The organism is Streptomyces sp. AK08-02 (assembly GCF_033795085.1).
Taxonomy (GTDB): domain Bacteria; phylum Actinomycetota; class Actinomycetes; order Streptomycetales; family Streptomycetaceae; genus Streptomyces; species Streptomyces echiniscabiei.
Map to the genome: position 1 here is coordinate 162,204 of NZ_JARAZV010000011.1, position 14,229 is coordinate 176,432.

General features: G+C 67.4%; 18 protein-coding genes. 7 read left to right on the forward strand and 11 right to left on the reverse strand.

All coding sequences use genetic code 11. From position 1 onward, the window contains the following. Nucleotides 1–30: 30 nt before the first annotated feature. The 7 genes from traA to PV734_RS23675 are packed head-to-tail and all read right to left on the reverse strand — an operon-like array spanning nucleotide 31 to nucleotide 3,399. On the reverse strand, nucleotides 31–624 hold the full coding sequence (gene traA / locus PV734_RS23645; RefSeq protein ID WP_319291526.1) for a plasmid transfer protein TraA: 594 nt from the start codon (nucleotides 622–624) through the stop codon (nucleotides 31–33). A 17-nt stretch (nucleotides 625–641) separates the two neighbouring features. Continuing rightward, nucleotides 642–1,142 carry a hypothetical protein gene (locus PV734_RS23650; RefSeq protein ID WP_319291528.1) on the reverse strand — a complete coding sequence of 167 codons (501 nt, stop codon included), beginning with the start codon at nucleotides 1,140–1,142 and terminating at the stop codon, nucleotides 642–644. A 41-nt stretch (nucleotides 1,143–1,183) separates the two neighbouring features. Next, entirely contained in the window at nucleotides 1,184–1,429 is a 246-nt protein-coding gene (locus PV734_RS23655) for a hypothetical protein (RefSeq protein WP_319291531.1), read from the reverse strand. Between the two features lie 23 nt (nucleotides 1,430–1,452). Beyond that, nucleotides 1,453–1,833, reverse strand: coding sequence for an RRQRL motif-containing zinc-binding protein (locus tag PV734_RS23660; protein ID WP_319291534.1), 381 nt, complete (start codon nucleotides 1,831–1,833; stop codon nucleotides 1,453–1,455). Then, nucleotides 1,833–2,852, reverse strand: a complete 1,020-nt coding sequence (locus PV734_RS23665) for a DUF2637 domain-containing protein (RefSeq protein WP_319291536.1) — start codon at nucleotides 2,850–2,852, stop codon at nucleotides 1,833–1,835. The genes PV734_RS23660 and PV734_RS23665 overlap by 1 nt, the downstream gene beginning before the upstream one ends. After that, nucleotides 2,849–3,112 (reverse strand): DUF6303 family protein, encoded by a 264-nt coding sequence (locus PV734_RS23670; RefSeq protein WP_415924254.1) that lies wholly within the window; start codon nucleotides 3,110–3,112, stop codon nucleotides 2,849–2,851. Before PV734_RS23670 ends, PV734_RS23665 begins: the two co-directional genes overlap by 4 nt. A 23-nt stretch (nucleotides 3,113–3,135) precedes the next feature. Beyond that, nucleotides 3,136–3,399, reverse strand: coding sequence for a DUF6284 family protein (locus tag PV734_RS23675; protein ID WP_319291542.1), 264 nt, complete (start codon nucleotides 3,397–3,399; stop codon nucleotides 3,136–3,138). 610 nt (nucleotides 3,400–4,009) lie between these two features. On the opposite strand from PV734_RS23675, the gene PV734_RS23680 reads away from it, so the two are divergent. Beyond that, nucleotides 4,010–4,816: a GntR family transcriptional regulator gene (locus PV734_RS23680; RefSeq protein WP_319291545.1), complete on the forward strand. Its 807-nt coding sequence runs from the start codon at nucleotides 4,010–4,012 to the stop codon at nucleotides 4,814–4,816. Beyond that, nucleotides 4,813–5,493, forward strand: a complete 681-nt coding sequence (locus PV734_RS23685; protein WP_319291548.1) for a YdcF family protein — start codon at nucleotides 4,813–4,815, stop codon at nucleotides 5,491–5,493. Before PV734_RS23680 ends, PV734_RS23685 begins: the two co-directional genes overlap by 4 nt. A 340-nt stretch (nucleotides 5,494–5,833) precedes the next feature. Here the strand turns inward: PV734_RS23685 and PV734_RS23690 are convergent, their stop codons facing one another. Both PV734_RS23690 and PV734_RS23695 read right to left on the reverse strand, forming a co-directional pair. Next, nucleotides 5,834–6,379: a GIY-YIG nuclease family protein gene (locus tag PV734_RS23690; RefSeq protein WP_319291550.1), complete on the reverse strand. Its 546-nt coding sequence runs from the start codon at nucleotides 6,377–6,379 to the stop codon at nucleotides 5,834–5,836. A gap of 160 nt (nucleotides 6,380–6,539) precedes the next feature. Continuing rightward, the gene (locus PV734_RS23695) at nucleotides 6,540–8,108 is read right to left on the reverse strand and encodes a tyrosine-type recombinase/integrase (protein WP_319291553.1); all 1,569 of its coding nucleotides are present in this window, start codon (nucleotides 8,106–8,108) and stop codon (nucleotides 6,540–6,542) included. A 354-nt stretch (nucleotides 8,109–8,462) separates the two neighbouring features. Here PV734_RS23695 and PV734_RS23700 point away from each other — a divergent pair, with 354 nt between their 5' ends. After that, nucleotides 8,463–8,663 (forward strand): DNA-binding protein, encoded by a 201-nt coding sequence (locus tag PV734_RS23700; RefSeq protein WP_319291556.1) that lies wholly within the window; start codon nucleotides 8,463–8,465, stop codon nucleotides 8,661–8,663. Nucleotides 8,664–8,910: 247 nt separating this feature from the next. Here the strand turns inward: PV734_RS23700 and PV734_RS23705 are convergent, their stop codons facing one another. Then, nucleotides 8,911–9,450, reverse strand: a complete 540-nt coding sequence (locus PV734_RS23705; protein WP_319291558.1) for a hypothetical protein — start codon at nucleotides 9,448–9,450, stop codon at nucleotides 8,911–8,913. A 424-nt stretch (nucleotides 9,451–9,874) separates the two neighbouring features. Between PV734_RS23705 and PV734_RS23710 the strand changes: the two genes are divergently transcribed. Then, nucleotides 9,875–10,792 carry a recombinase family protein gene (locus tag PV734_RS23710; RefSeq protein ID WP_319291561.1) on the forward strand — a complete coding sequence of 306 codons (918 nt, stop codon included), beginning with the start codon at nucleotides 9,875–9,877 and terminating at the stop codon, nucleotides 10,790–10,792. Between the two features lie 622 nt (nucleotides 10,793–11,414). Beyond that, on the forward strand, nucleotides 11,415–12,422 hold the full coding sequence (locus PV734_RS23715) for a ParB/RepB/Spo0J family partition protein (protein ID WP_319291563.1): 1,008 nt from the start codon (nucleotides 11,415–11,417) through the stop codon (nucleotides 12,420–12,422). 149 nt (nucleotides 12,423–12,571) lie between these two features. Here PV734_RS23715 and PV734_RS23720 read toward each other — a convergent pair whose 3' ends face one another. Beyond that, on the reverse strand, nucleotides 12,572–13,090 hold the full coding sequence (locus PV734_RS23720; protein ID WP_319291566.1) for a DUF6584 family protein: 519 nt from the start codon (nucleotides 13,088–13,090) through the stop codon (nucleotides 12,572–12,574). A 262-nt stretch (nucleotides 13,091–13,352) separates the two neighbouring features. Between PV734_RS23720 and PV734_RS23725 the strand changes: the two genes are divergently transcribed. Then, nucleotides 13,353–13,763 carry a hypothetical protein gene (locus PV734_RS23725; RefSeq protein WP_319291568.1) on the forward strand — a complete coding sequence of 137 codons (411 nt, stop codon included), beginning with the start codon at nucleotides 13,353–13,355 and terminating at the stop codon, nucleotides 13,761–13,763. Further along, nucleotides 13,760–13,960, forward strand: coding sequence for a hypothetical protein (locus tag PV734_RS23730; protein WP_319291571.1), 201 nt, complete (start codon nucleotides 13,760–13,762; stop codon nucleotides 13,958–13,960). Before PV734_RS23725 ends, PV734_RS23730 begins: the two co-directional genes overlap by 4 nt. Nucleotides 13,961–14,229: the final 269 nt, after the last annotated feature.

The window sequence follows — 14,229 nt, forward strand, 5'->3', positions numbered from 1 at the left end:
TTGTGGTCACGGGCCATGGCCTGTGCCTCCTTACTGATCGGCCCAGTTGATGACCGGCGCCTGTGGTTTGCGGGCACGGTGACGAACCGCGCTGATCTCTTCCTGGAATTCCTGCTGGTAGACCGAGTAGCAGGCGGCAGCGTTCTTCGCCGCGTCCCGCAGCGCGTCAGCGGACTTCTGCATCTTGCGGGCGACCTTCCGGGCCCGGAGCTTGGAGCCGAACGCGCGGCCCTCCGGGTCCGGCACGGAGGACAGCACGCTCTTGAAGATCTCAGCGCCCATGGCCACCTCGATCGACAGGGCGACGGCCGCAGCACGCAGGGTGTTGCAGTAGTTGCGGACCTGCGCGGGGGAGGTGAACTCCGGTGCCGGGAGCAGCGATTGGGCCCCACGGCCACCGCCTGCGCGGGCGGCGCCCCGGTTGTTGTTGACGGTGACGTTGATGGGCGGGACGAACGAGCCGCCCATCGCGCCGACGAACCCGCCCGCCGCCGCACCGGCGTTGGCGAACTTGTTGGACTTGTTGGTGGTTCCGTCGCTGGTGTTGACGCGCGGCCGGTTGGCGCTCTGTGCCTGCCGGTGCTGCCGGTTGGCGGCCCGGTTGGCCGATCCGTTGTCTGCCATGTGGCAATCCCTTCAGGTCAGCGGGTGCGGCGGACGATGAGCCAGCCGGTCTGAGCGGGCAGCAGCAGGAACAGCCACAGCAGCTCCAACGGACCGGCGAGCGGCCCGAACCCGGCGGCCAGAGCGGCCCATGCGAGGGCGAGGGTGGCGAGCAGGGCCAGACCGGCGCGCCACGCGAGGGTGGAGCCGGTGGCGGGGCGGCGGCGCTGCATGAACGCCAGCCATCCGGCCGGCGCGGCAACCGCAGGGGCGAGCACGAGAGCCGACCACCAGGCCAGCACGTGCAGGAGCGCGGTCACCACGAACGCGACCAGGGCGATACCGGTGGGGGCGAGCGCATGGCGGAAGCGCCACAGCACGCTGCCTGCCCATCCGGCCAACTCCCGGGTGAGCGAGGGGCGTTCGGGGACGACGACCACGAACGGCTGAGCGGAGCGGCGCCCGCGCTGACGCGGCAGACGCACGGTGGTGACACCGGCCGCTGTCTTCACGCGGCGGGTACGGGTACGGCTGGACACAGCAGAACTCCCAGGTGAGAGACAAAACGGCGGGGTGGTGGTCATGCGGTGGGGCGGGGGAGGGCGCGGCAGCGGGCGGCGTGCTCCTGCGCCCACTCCCGGACCGTGTCCCTGTAGCCGTACGCGGCCGACGTGCTGCCGCACGCGGTGCAGCGGGCGGTGGCCTGGATGTCGTCGACGCTCACGTCGACCGTGACGTCCGCATCCCCCAGCAGCTCACCGGCGAGGGTGAGGAAACGTGCGCTCACGCCTTCGGGCCATGCGGTCGGGGCCTTGAGAGGCACCATGGGTTTCTCCTCGGGTGGAAGGTTCAGGCGGCGCGCTGTTCTTCGGGGTAGGCGCAGGTCACACACGTTCCGAGCGAGGTGGGGATGACGTATCCGGCGTCCGTGCGGCACTGCGGACACGTCCGGCGGGCCCGGTTGGCGCACTCCAGCGCCCGCCACTTCGCCGGCGTCATCGGCCTCACCGGCTTCGCGCAGTCGAGGCGGTAGAAGTAGGCGACCAGCGGGCCGCGCCGGAAGCGCGGGCGCAGTGCTTGAGCGGCCACCTGCTGACCGCCGGGGCGCAGACCGCGCGCCCGTAACTGCCGGTAGGTGGCGTAGCCGTCCGGGACGCACCGCCACGGGAACGTGGGGATGCCGTAGCGGGCGCCGGTCGGGTCGAAGCACTTGGCGTAGCCGAGGGACATCACGCCACCGCCTCAGCCGGTACTACCTCGCGGGCGGTGCCGTGGTGGCCGGCGTCGCGCAGTTCCTGGTAGCGGGTGGACACCCAACCGACCGACCAGCCGCACAGCTCGGCAGCGGCCCGCGTCGGCAGACCGGACTCGAACGCGGCCCGGACGATCGGGCGGGCCCGGTCCTCCGAAAGCTTCGCCGTAGCCGGTCCGCCGGCCAGCAGCGCGGCGCGTTCACGTTCGGCCCGCGCCGCCCGCTCCACCTGTTCACGGCGCTCACGCTCAGCGTGCTGCTGCCGTGCCTGCTCGCGCAGGTCGGCTTCCTCGCGCTCACGGCGTTCACGCTCGCGCCGCTGCTGTTCACGCTCGCGCTCAGCGCGTTCACGCTGCTCGCGCTCGGCCCGCTCCCGAACCTCGATGCGCTCGGCTTCCTCGCGCCGCGCCCGCTCATCCCGTTCAGCCTGTTCACGGACCAAGCGGGCTTCGTGCTCACGCTGTTCACGCGCCAACGCGGCGATGTGCTCGCGCTGCTCACGGGCCAGCCGCACCGCAGCCTCGCGCCGTTCGGACGCTGCCTGTTCCCGCGCCGCCCGCTCCGTCTGCTGCCGGGTTTCCAGGGCGGTGACGGCGGCGGCGATGGCGCGCCGGTAGGCGAGTCCGGTCTCTGCGGTGACGATCAGCAGGAGCGGTGCGACCGCGTGGACGGCCGCGCCGACCAGGTCTTTTCGCAGTGCGGAGTCTGCGATGTTCAGGGCGAGGGTCATGCAGCCGGTCATCCAGCGCAGGACGATCGGCCACTTCCCACCGTGGCCCCCCAGCGAGGCGAGCACGGCATCGAGGCGGACCACGATCACCACCGCCGCATCGACGACCAGCGGCAGGATCGGTGCGGTCCAGTCCCACTTGTCGGGGGTGTGCTCGGCAGCGAGGGGGGTGACGGTGAGGATCGAATACAGCATCGCGCCCGCCACGATCAGCCACGTGCCCACTGACAGAGCGCGCTCGGCTGAACGGATCTGAACGGCGTTCACGCGTCCACCCCCGTCCATGAACGAACCCGGATGGCGGCGATCAGGCAGACCGGAGAGGCGGGGTCGTCGGGGGTCTCGCTGTCCTCGGTCCACGTCCACTCGGCACCCGGAACGGGTTCGAAGCCGAGCACGCTGAGCGCGTCTGTACGTTCCGTGAACGTCGGCACCGGCAGCGCCCGGTCGAAGCCGAACTCAGGCCACCGCTCGGTGGTGTTGAGCAGCACCACGTACAGGCGCCACCGGCCCCGGCTCACGGACATCTGAGCGGTGAACTCCCCCGCCATCAGGCCACGTCCGAGAACGCGGCGCCGTCCCGGTTGGCCAGCACGAGACGGGCGGCGAGCACCTTGCGGTGGGCCCGCCGCAGACGGCGGGTGTCCGTCTCCGTTGCCGGCCGGTCCAACAGGCTGATCTGCACGTCCAGCAGCTCAACTTCAGCCTGGATGAGCGGCATCTCAACCCAGATGGCGTCCAGTTCCCCGAACGTCGGCTCGCGGTCGAAGTCGTCGGTGGTAACGCCCGTCTGAACAGCACCGATGTGCTTCATGGGTCGTGTCTCCTCAGAGGTGGAACGGCCCGAAGCGGCTCCCGGGTGGCACCCCGGGAGCCGCACGCCGTTGTGGGTGAACAGCCGCGCGATGACGCGCGGCGCAGCCGCAGAACAGCGGCCGGAGTGCCCCGGGCGGGAGTTGATCCCGCGCCCTCGCGGCTGGATGCCGGGGCGGTAGATGTGGGAGTCCGAGGGCTTCACCGGCGCCGTTGCCACGGCCACCGGTCCCGAGCCTCGAAGTGTCGGGGCGCCCTATCGCACTGCTCGGCGCCAGCAGAACAGCCCATGACCACCGAGCCGCGCCGGTACGGGGCGGAATCGGCGAGTGGAGAGCCGTCGACAGTCATCACCCGGCTGTCACGGGGGGCGGGATCGACTCCCGCCAATACAGATCACTCTGTTCAGTTCTCAAGGAACGACCAGGTCAGGGCCCCACGTGAAGGCGAGCTATCCCGAACCGGCACGGCGTTGAAGCAGCCCAAAGAAGGGCCCCTCGACTCGCTGTCCTAGGACTGCGAACCGCCTGGGATGACTATGCATCGCAGTCCCAGGACTGTCAACAGTCCTGGGACTGTGCTTCACTGGGGGCGTCGAGAGGAGTCACTGAATGGCCCCGAAGTGGCGCGAGCTGGCAGACCGGATCGCGGAGCAGATCAGGAACGGCGAGATCCAACCCGGCGAGGCATTGCCGCAGATCAGAGACCAGGTCGAGGCCGGGGAAGGCTCCAAGTCCACCGTGCATCAGGCGTACAAGGCGCTTGAGGCGGAAGGCCTTGTGACCTCATCGCGCGGGCACGGCACCGTGGTGCGCTCGCGTACCCGACTCAAGCGGCTCGGTATCGCGCGGTACGACAAGGTGAAGTGGCGCGACGGGGATGAAGTCGCGTTCATCGCGGACCGTGTGGCGTCGGGGCGCGCCTACAAGCGCAATGAGCAGACGCAGTCTGTGAGCCGCGTCCAGGCGAGCGGCCTAGTGGCTGAGGGGCTCGGCGTCCCCCTCGGCTCCGACGTGTACGCGCGCGCCCGACTGGTGAAGGAGGGAACGCAGCCAACGCACACTCTGACCAGCTACTACCGTCCGGAACACGTCGAAGGGACACGCATCGTCGACCCGACCCCGGGGCCCGCCGGCCGTGGCGGCGGATACCGGGTGCTGTACGACGCCGGATACGAGATCGACCACATGAAGGAGGCCCTGCACGCTCGCATCCCGACCGCAGACGAGACGAAGCTTCTACAGCTCCCAGTGGGGGAACCCGTGGTCGAACTTCACCGGACCACGTACACGGCGGATGGCACGGTGGTTGAGTTCGCGGTCGGTGTTCACGCGGCCTCACGCTTCGCGTGGGAATACGAGTTCAAGGTGCCCGACTCCGCCAACGACAACGGTAGTGACGAGGAAGGATCAGCGTGATCTCCGTACAAGACTGGCGGGACACCCAACTCCTGTGGGACTACCAGCAGATGGGACACGAACCGCGCCCCTGCTCGGTCGGCATCGGTCTCGGTAGTCATGACCTGGGAGTTGCTGACGCCACCGTCGACCTGTACCGGCGCGGCATGACGCCCCTGATCGTCTTCACCGGAGCGACCAGCCGGACCACCGAGGGTCGCATGCCGCGCGGCGAAGCCGAGCACTACCGTGATCGCGCCCTTGAGCTGGGTGTACCGGCGGACGCGATCCTTGTCGAGCCGCACGCTCGCAACACTGGTCAGAACATCACGCTGTCTCGCGCACTCCTCGAAGAGCGCGGGATCGGCGTCTCGTCTGTGCTGCTCGTCAGCAAGCCGTACGAGGAGCGTCGGGCGTACGCCACTGCCCGGAAGCTCTGGCCGGAAGTCGAGTTCGTCAGCGCGTCAACTCCCATGACGCTCCCGGACTACGTCGACTCCATCCAGGATGCGCGCCTTGTCATCGACATGCTTGTCGGGTCGCTGCAACGGCTACTGATCTACCCCACGCAGGGGTTCATGATCGAGCTGGACGTGCCGGCGGACGTCGTTGGCGCGTACGAGCGTCTCGCGTCACGTGGCTTTACGAGCCGACTCGTGGCCGGGGTCGGCTCCAGGCCGGGTGGGGGCGTCCGGTGATACGCGGCGCGGCTCTGACCGTGGTCTCAATTGCGGTCTCAGATGCCGCTCAATCCGGGGGCGTTCGCGATTGTCCGCCAACGTCCGGCAAGCGCTCCGACCAGCAGCGCAAGCCGGTTCGCGGACGTCCATGGACGCCCCCGGACCAAGATCGGACAACTCGTAATGCGTAGGTCTCGGGTTCGAATCCCGAAGGCGGCTCTGTGGAAGCCTCAGGACTCACTCGCCGTGACCTGGGGCTTTTGCTTTTTCTTGACACTGAAGGCCCTCCGTGGAAGATCGCGAAGGGCCTTCAGTGTGAGCGCTACGTGGCTCCCGGGGACGCACAGGGGACACGGCGTCAACGAGGGCGTGGGCCAGCGCTGGCGTAGTACGCGGCGCGGGCGGCTTTCACCTGGTCGTGCACCGTGCCCTGCCGTGCGCCATCGAGGTTGAGAGGCGGTCCCAGCTGAGAGATCAGTGCGGCTTCTACTGGGCTGGGATCGGGGTGTTCGGCCCAGGTGAGGGTGAGATGCCGGTACATCCAGTCGGTGAGGCGCTGTTCTTCTCCGGGCATCAGGATGACGCGGTCGCTCCACGTGGTCTGGTAGTTCTCGGTCGGCATGAGCAGTCCGGCCAGAGTGCGGCGCAGGGTGGAGCTGCCAGAGCGCTTCAAATGGTTGGAGCCGATGCGGCTGCGGAGCCGGGTGGCTTTGCCGAGGTAGAGCAGGCGCCGTTCCGGCTCGGCCGTGTTGGCCGGTCCTGGCAGCGCGGGAAGGGTGTTCGGTGGTGCCCACCATGCGTACAGGCCCGCCGTCTTGGGCAGCGTGGTGACCGCTGCAGGCAGTGCGTGTGGAGGAGCGAAGAGAGCGGTCTCGATGCGTTGAACCGTAGCGGTGTCGGGCATGGGGGAACCCTAGGCGCGGGTCGGGCGGATCAACCAGGGATCCCAGCACCCTGTTTGCGGGACAGCGGTTGGATGCAGCCTGGGGGCTCAGTGGAACGGGCGGGGTCCATGACTCCGTGTCCTGGACCCCGCCCGATGTGTGCCCTCTCTGTGGACTGTGTCAGGCTGCAGAGCTCAGTTCCGGGGTTTCGTCGCCCTCGTCGTCCTCGCTGCCCTTGTCATCTCCTTCGCCCTCTTCGCCGGGGTTGTCCAGCACCTTCTTCCGCGCCCGGGGGACCGCGGCGAGGGTGGCCTCGGCGGCTTCCTTCTCGACCTCTTCGAGAACGCTGGTGTAGATGTCGCCCGTCACCTTGATCGAGGAGTGGCCGAGCTTCTTCTGGACGACCTTGATGTGGACGCCGGCGAGGAGGGCGATGGTGGCTGCTCCATGGCGGAGGTCGTGCAGGCGGATCGGGGGCAGGTCGACCTTCTTGTAGAGCCGCTCGAAGCGGTCGGAGAAGAACTGCGGGTGATAGACGGTTCCGTCCTCGATGGTGAAGACGCGCCCGCTGTCCTCCCAGGGCTTGTTCTTCTCCAGGGCCTCGACGTGCTCGGCTTCCTGGCGAGCCTTCCACCAGCGCAGGAGGTCGAGGGTGTCCTGGTCGAGGGTGATGTCGCGGATCTGGTCGGTCTTCGGGGTGTCCTCGTACGGCTCGTACGCGACGGCGACGATCTGCTCGGTGATGTGGATGATGCCTTCGTCGAGGTCCACCTCACCCCAGGACAGCGCGCAGGACTCGCCGCGGCGCAGGCCGTGGAAGGCGATGAGGTGCCAGAGGGGGTAGAGCCGGTCGTGAACGACGGAGTCGAGGAACTGGCCGGTGTGTTCGGGGCGCCAGACCATCACGGAGTTCGGCTTGGTGCCCGTCCTGCGCCAGGCGGTGACGCGCGAGGCCGTCCAGACCATCGGCCTGGGCGGACGGTAGGAGGGGAGATCGACGTAGGCGGCCCAGTTGTCGGAGATGGTGCGCTGTTTGCGCGCGGATTCCAGTGCCGAGCTGAGGGCGACCCTGATGCGCGTCTGGGTGCCGGCCTCGGTGGGGCGGCGGGGCTTGGCCAGCGCTTCCTTGAGCTCCCGCTTCGCCTCGTTCCACTTCACTCGGAGCTCCGGCGGACGGGGCCTCTCGGCGTCGCGCCACGTCTTGTGGGCCCTGCGCTCGGCGGCGCGGGCGAGGACGGCGGCCGTCTGGTTGGCGAGCCGGGTCTCGTTCTCCGTACGGATCGCCGTGAACATGTCCTCGATGTGCCGGGTGCGCAGGTCGCGGAGTTTGATGTGCCCGAGGTGTGGGATGAAGTACAGCCGCAGGTAGTCCTCGTAGCTGTGGCGGGTGGACCGTTTGATGCGCTGCTTGCCGTCGAGCCAGCGTCGTAGGTACTGGCTCATGGTCTCGTCGGACAGGACGTCGACGCCGGCCTGCGCGAGATCCCAGACCTGCTGGGCCTTCTCCTCAGCGTCCTTCTTGGTGGCGAAGCCGCCCTTGCGGGGTCTGCGCCGACTTCCGCCGGGGCCGGGCTCCAACTCGACGTAGTAGTACCAGGATCCGTGGTCACGGCGTTTGAGCGCGGGGCACTTCGTCCCGAGCTCGCCGGTCTTCTGAGTGCCGTCCTCGTTGAGGACGGGTCTTCCCTTTGCGTCTACGAGCGGTCCCTCGCATGTGGTGCATCGCTTGTAGACAGACCCCTTGAACACGTTGCTTCCCCTCCTGTGTTGTTCGGTGTCGGTGGCATCCCGAACACGCTCGATCATATGTGGAGACGGTTCAATGTCTCCTTTATAATGTCGATGCAGACGGGCAGCTTGGGTGTCCTTTTCTCTAGCTGGTATGCGTTCGGGCTCGCGCGCTTCGAACGCACATACCTGTGTGGTGGCAGTTGGATTCGCGTGTAGCTCGTTGGGTGGACGTGGATCTTGGCGCCGTCGCTGGGGAGACTCTAGGCACGGCCGGGACTGTTCGGGAGGCGCGGGGCGAGTCGGGAGAGCCTGAACATGCGTGATCGTCGAGATTCAGCCAAGGGCGGTGCGGTACCCGGCGATGGTGCCGGGATGACCCGAGAGGAAGTGCTGTTGCTGCCGGTAGCGATCGATGTCCTGACCGCCGGCAGGGCGTTCGGCCTCGGTCGGAACACGACTTACGAGCTGATCAACGCCGGAGAGTTCCCGGTGAAGGTTCACCAGTACGGCAAGGGCAACCGCAGAGTCCTGACTTCGGAGCTGTGGGCGGCGCTCGGGGTGGAGCCGAAGTAGAGGGGGAGTGGCAGGGGCGACTCTCCTCACTCCTCGCCGTTGCCGTGGAGTCGCCCACCCCTCGGCTCAACCCACTCAAAATGAGTGGGTTGCAGCTCAGTCCACTCAATTGAGGGGGCTGCGATCCCGTGATTCGGGAAGAGCTGCTCGCCCTGCCGTGGCGATCGACGTGGCGACCGCGGGGAGGCGTTCGGGGTGGGGAGAGTGCTGGCTTAGACGGTCCAGGCTTCGGTCCGCACGGACGGCCTCAGCGTTGGTCCGGAGCCGGAGAATCCGCCGAGACGGCCCAGAAGCGCAGGAACAGCGCGAGCATCCCGGAGGAGGCCAGCACCCACACAGTGAAACCGACGTCCTCGCGGGACTCGGCGTCGTTCAGGACCACAGTGATCACGCTGGCCATGAAGCCCAGCGCCGCGTAGAAGCCGATTCGGATGGCCTTCGCGGAGCGGCGGTGGAACCGGTAGAGCAGCAGCAGTCTGCTGACCGAGACACTCGGTTCCTCGTTGGTGTCCGCCTGCTCGGCTGCGTTCACCTGCGCGGACGCCTCGTCCAGCCAGCCATTCGCCACTTCGGTCGGGTTCTCGAGCGCTTCCGGTGTGCCGGCGGTCAGCTGTTTCGCCTTCCACCATTCGGTGGCGAAAGCCACCTGCCGAGTCGCGTCCTCGAAGGCCAGTCGGCGGCGGCCTGCTCGCGATCGGCGCACCCGCCGGTCCTGCGCCCGCAGACTCACCACACCGGCTGCCGCGGTCACGACAGGGACCAGCACTGCCACAGAGACAGTCACCATGTCCTGCGTACCCATCGACAGCCCCCAACTGTTCGTTCAGGCGCATCAGCATCGCATTCCGGCTGCCAGAGGTCGACAGGTCGCAAAGGCCCACGGTTCACCATCGCGATTCGACGACGTGTTCCCCGGGGGAACAGCAAGGGGAGGACCGTCGGGGAGCGGGTGTTGTGCTTGGGGATATCGCCGCAGGTGAGTTGGCTGATCGCGGCGGGCTCATGCTCAGTGTGACGTAGTGGACCGGGGGTGACTATGCCAACTTTCAGTTGGCAGACTACGAGTCTGCACTTCCGGAACTGTTGCGTGTAGGGTCCGCTCAGGCTGTTGAGACCCAATACACGAGCACCTCACATGTTGGGGTGACAGTGGTTGGTTTTGGCATAGCCTGTGTGTGGGGACATGTCGGGGGATATGGGCTGGAGTGTGTATGAGGGCCTACGGCCATGAAACGGACGGCGTGACTGCCGTTCCCGAGGAAGCCGCCTACTTGGCGGCGGCCGCGATGCGTCTCCTCGATGAGATGACGATTGCGAGTACCGCGGACTGGATGACGGAGAACGCGGGTCCGACGGTGTCGGGTCGGCCATGGTCGACGACGACGCTGCGCCGCAGGCTGCGGAATCCAGCGATCGCCGGACTGAGGGAGAACGCCGACGGCGAACTGGTGAAAGGGCCGGCTGAGCCGCTGGTCGATCGCGAGACGTTCGACGCGCTGCAGGAGTTGTTCACGCGCAACGAGCGAGGCCAGGGCGACAAGCCGAAGCATGTGCACTATCTGTCGGGTGGCATCGCCACCTGCGGACTGTGCCGGAACGCTCTGGTGTCCCGGTCTACAGCGAACGGCGGGCGCGGATATGTCTGCGAGACCGAGGGCTGCGGCAAGGTGCGTATCTCGGCGGAGCCGCTCGACGAGTACGTCGGCGAGCGGGTGCTGGCGCACCTGAAGGACAAGGCGCGCCTGAAGTGGCTGGCGGTGGTCCGGGACCAGTTCGCGGCGGAAGCGAAGAAGGCGGCCGTCTTCCTGGAGCAGCTCACCGCTCACAAGGCGGAGTTGGCCCGGGCGTACGGCGTGAAGGACCTGACGCTGGCGGATTTCAAGGAGGCCAAGGCGGCGCTCGACAGTAAGCGCAAAGAGGCCATGGCGTCGGTGCGCCGGGGCAAAGCCCTTGAGGAACTGCCGGAGCTGACGCCTGAAGGGCTGGAGGAGTGGTGGACGGCGACGGCCGGGAGGGAGCAGAGGCGCGCGCTGGTTCAACTCGTCGTAGCCGAAGTGTGCGTGGGTCCGGCGACCGTCCGAGGGTCGCGGCGCTTCGACGAGGCCAGGTTCGACATCGAGTGGCGATAGCTCAACTGGCGTACTCCGCTTGCCGGTTCACAGAGGCGGATAGGTTACAGATGGCTTCCGTTGGTTCCCACACAAGTGGTTGCCTTCCTGTGAGGCGCGGCATAGGCTGATGATCTTGCGCTCCGTGTAACGCTTCGTCACTGATCGTCGCGCCGATGGGTGACGCGTACCGGAGGGTGAATCGGGGCGCGGGCCGTCGCGTGTCCGCGCCATGGGGCAGGAGGAGCGCGTGGATCGGGGCATCTCGCCGAACGGCGGGGATGGCAGTGAGGCACGGGAGGATGAAAGACGAGGGGGCGAACCATCCGCCGAGGACCTGTGGCGGTACGGGGAGATTCTCAAGGTCCTGATGGGGGCGGACGTTGAGGTTGACCCTGACGCCTAGGGTCAACATGTGTTGAGACGGATTAGAGTCAGACGCGCAACTCCATTTAGGTAGTGAAGGTGCCCCGGCCACTCCACTGGAGGGCTGGGGTGCTGCGTTTGACTCCGGGGTATATCGAATGACTGCGCGAATTCAAATTAAATAGACTTGACGGTAAAAGTTGACTGACAATAAAATGTAGTTATCACCTCACAGGAACCCATCCTGCGAGTCCGATGAGTACGAGGAGTCAACGACATGAGCGTCAACGAGGCGAGCATCCAGGTCATGGCCATCCCCCTCGGTGAGATCGAGCCCAACCCGGACCAGCCCCGCAAGTTCTTCGACGAGACCAAGCTGGAGGAACTGGCCGCCCAGTTCCGGTCGGTCGGCCAGCTCCAGCCGATCGTGGTCCGGCCGGCGGCCGGCGATACGTTCCAGATCGTGATGGGCGAGCGCCGGTGGCGGGCGATGCACCTGGTGGAGGGCGCCGAGACGATCGAGGCGAAGATCGTGTCGAGCGTCGACGACGAGAAGGCGTTCGTGATGGGCATCTCCGAGAACATCGGGCGTGCGGACATGACGCTCATGGAGGAGGCGCAGGCGTATGCGGACCTGGTCGGGCTCGGGTACGTGGCGCAGGGCATCGCGGAGATGTTCGGCAAGACCAAGGACTACGTGGTCTGGCGCATGGACCTGCTCAACCTGACGACCGACATCGCGGAGCTGGTCGCCGAAGGCAAGATCAAGGCGGACTTCGCCTGGTACCTGTCCAAGCTCTCGCCGGCCAACCAGAAGGTCGCCGTCACTCGGTACATGAAGGGCGACTTCAGGACGGAGACCGACGCCTCCACCTTCGCGCAGGCCCTGCGGATGAAGGAGAACCAGGAGGGCTTCTTCTCCGAGAAGGAGCTGTCGGACAAGGAGAAGGAGGAGAAGTCCAAGGAGCGCAAGCAGGCCAAGTCCAAGGTGGATCAGGTCGAGCGCGCCGGGACCCTCCTGGAGGAGCTGTCGCAGCTCACCCCGACCGAGCTGGCCGAGCTCTTCGAGGGCGAGGTGGGCAAGCACCTGGACGCGGTGGACCGGGTCCGCAAGGCGGCGGCGGAGACGGCGAAGAAGCTGCGCAAGGCCAAGGCCATGTCCGAGGCGAAGCAGCTGACTGTGCGCCCCGAGCTGGAGGTCGAGCCCGAGGCCGACGAGGAGGAGCCCACGGAGGCGGAGCTCTCCGAGGTGGAGGTCGAGGCTGACCTGGAGGCGGCGGCCTGATCCCGCTGTACCGCGTACGGCTTGGTGGCCGGGGCTTCCGTGAGACGGGAGCCCCGGCCACTGGTGTTCCGGGGGCCGGCCTGGTCGGCGGTGGGGCGAAGGTGGGGTGGAAGTGGGGCTGGTCGCGGGGTGCGGCGGGGTGCGGTGGTTCAGCCCAGCAGGGCGGTGAAGACGGTGACGAGGCCAGTCGCGATCAGTGCGAACAAGGTCAGGCAGCCGGCGAAGAGCAGAGCCCCGGCGAGTGGGCTCTTGGGGGAGTCGTCTTCGTCGCGGGAGGGGCGGGGGCGCGTGTACCGGACGGCGTGACCGAGGTCGTGTTCGGCCAGCGAGTGGAGCTCGCCCAGGCGGCTGGCGGCGGTGGGGGTGGTGGCGTCCTTGGCGAGTCCGTTCCAGCGCAGTGCCCAGAGCCGCTCGTCGGGGCGAGGGAAGAGCAGTTCGAAGGCCGCGGTCTCGGCGGGGTCCGGGTTCTCGGAGAGGTAGTTCCAGCGGCCGGCCTGGGCGGTCTCGCCGAGTTGGCGGTAGACGGCGGCGAGTTGTTCTCGTACTTCGAGATCCCGCGGGTGTGTGCCGAGGAATCCGTGCAGGCGCTGCTTGGCGCGCAGTGTGCTCGCCAGGTCTCCGGTGGCGGCTTCCGTGGCGGCGGTGTGCAGGGTCTTGTCTCTCGGCATGGCCGCATTCTGGCGCGGGGCGTGAGAATGCGGCTCGCGAAATATTAGACACTTGACGCTCAAGTGTTTCGAAGATAAAATGATATCGGCAATATTCTTGTTCTCTGGCGGTGTGGAGGGGTGATGGGCGCGCGTCTCGTGATCAGCTCCGGTGGCGCCATGAGTAAGGCGCCCAGTGTCCGGTCGCCCGCTGTGGGCGCGACAAGGAGTCGGACCCTGGCCGTCCGCTGCGTGACGGTGTGGGCCGGCGTGAAGGAGGAGCATGTTCGAACTGTTCACGTGCAGGTACCAGGGCTTCGAGCCCGCGATGGGCACTCCGGTGCGCATCACGTTGTCTGCGCCGAGGTGGGCGTTGCCGTACGCGCTGGAGCATCGGGTCCGCGAGGCCGCGCCGAGTCGCGAGTACTTCGGGTCGCCGCGGCCGGACTTCGAGAGGGCGTACCGGGCGCAGCTCGACAGCTTCGGTGTCGACTTCTTCGGGCCGCGGTTTCAGGAGATCGCGGTCGTGGGACGGGATCTGCGACTGGTGCTGTTGTGCTTCGAGGACCTGGCGAAGCCGGGGGAGTGGTGTCATCGGCGGATGTTCGCCACGTGGTGGCGGGAGCAGGTCGGTGCGCAGGTGCGGGAGCTCGGCCCGCTGGGGCCGGCGTACGAGCAGGGAGTGTTGCTGTGAGCGATGGTGTGCGCCCCGACTGGGTGCGGATGAAGCGCGAGGACTTCGAGGCGGGACCGCCCCCGAGGTCGACGCCGCCGGGGCAGATGGAGCTGTTCGAGCCCGGGCCGACGAAGGCCAAGGTGAAGCCGAGGGGTATCGAGCCGGACCCGGTCGGCACGATGGATCTGCTGGAAGCCCTGGGCGCCGGCGAGTAGTCGGATCTGCCCCGGTCTGAGGGGTGTTGGATATGTGGCGGGCGCGATCAAGCGTCCGCCACATATGTTGAGACGGTTAAACGTCTGATAGGTTCGAGACGTCGGTGGGGGTGATCTTCCAGGTCGAGCCCCGCCACGCGCCGGTAGTGCACCAGGCAGCACGCCCCGCCCCCGGTGGGGAGGAGCCCGTTCGAGTCGGGCCCGGCGCTCGAGGATGCGTCCACACAGGTACGTGGTGTGGAGCCGACCAGCCACGGAACCAAACCCCC

Coding starts and splice junctions, on each gene's coding strand:
- traA (WP_319291526.1), bottom strand. CDS start 624: ATGGCAGACAACGGATCGGCCAACCGGGCCGCCAACCGGCAGCACCGG.
- PV734_RS23680 (WP_319291545.1), top strand. CDS start 4,010: ATGGCCCCGAAGTGGCGCGAGCTGGCAGACCGGATCGCGGAGCAGATC.
- PV734_RS23670 (WP_415924254.1), bottom strand. CDS start 3,112: ATGTCCGTGAGCCGGGGCCGGTGGCGCCTGTACGTGGTGCTGCTCAAC.
- PV734_RS23660 (WP_319291534.1), bottom strand. CDS start 1,833: ATGTCCCTCGGCTACGCCAAGTGCTTCGACCCGACCGGCGCCCGCTAC.
- PV734_RS23655 (WP_319291531.1), bottom strand. CDS start 1,429: ATGGTGCCTCTCAAGGCCCCGACCGCATGGCCCGAAGGCGTGAGCGCA.
- PV734_RS23725 (WP_319291568.1), top strand. CDS start 13,353: ATGTTCGAACTGTTCACGTGCAGGTACCAGGGCTTCGAGCCCGCGATG.
- PV734_RS23675 (WP_319291542.1), bottom strand. CDS start 3,399: ATGAAGCACATCGGTGCTGTTCAGACGGGCGTTACCACCGACGACTTC.
- PV734_RS23710 (WP_319291561.1), top strand. CDS start 9,875: ATGAGGGCCTACGGCCATGAAACGGACGGCGTGACTGCCGTTCCCGAG.
- PV734_RS23720 (WP_319291566.1), bottom strand. CDS start 13,090: ATGCCGAGAGACAAGACCCTGCACACCGCCGCCACGGAAGCCGCCACC.
- PV734_RS23705 (WP_319291558.1), bottom strand. CDS start 9,450: ATGGTGACTGTCTCTGTGGCAGTGCTGGTCCCTGTCGTGACCGCGGCA.
- PV734_RS23690 (WP_319291550.1), bottom strand. CDS start 6,379: ATGCCCGACACCGCTACGGTTCAACGCATCGAGACCGCTCTCTTCGCT.
- PV734_RS23700 (WP_319291556.1), top strand. CDS start 8,463: ATGACCCGAGAGGAAGTGCTGTTGCTGCCGGTAGCGATCGATGTCCTG.
- PV734_RS23715 (WP_319291563.1), top strand. CDS start 11,415: ATGAGCGTCAACGAGGCGAGCATCCAGGTCATGGCCATCCCCCTCGGT.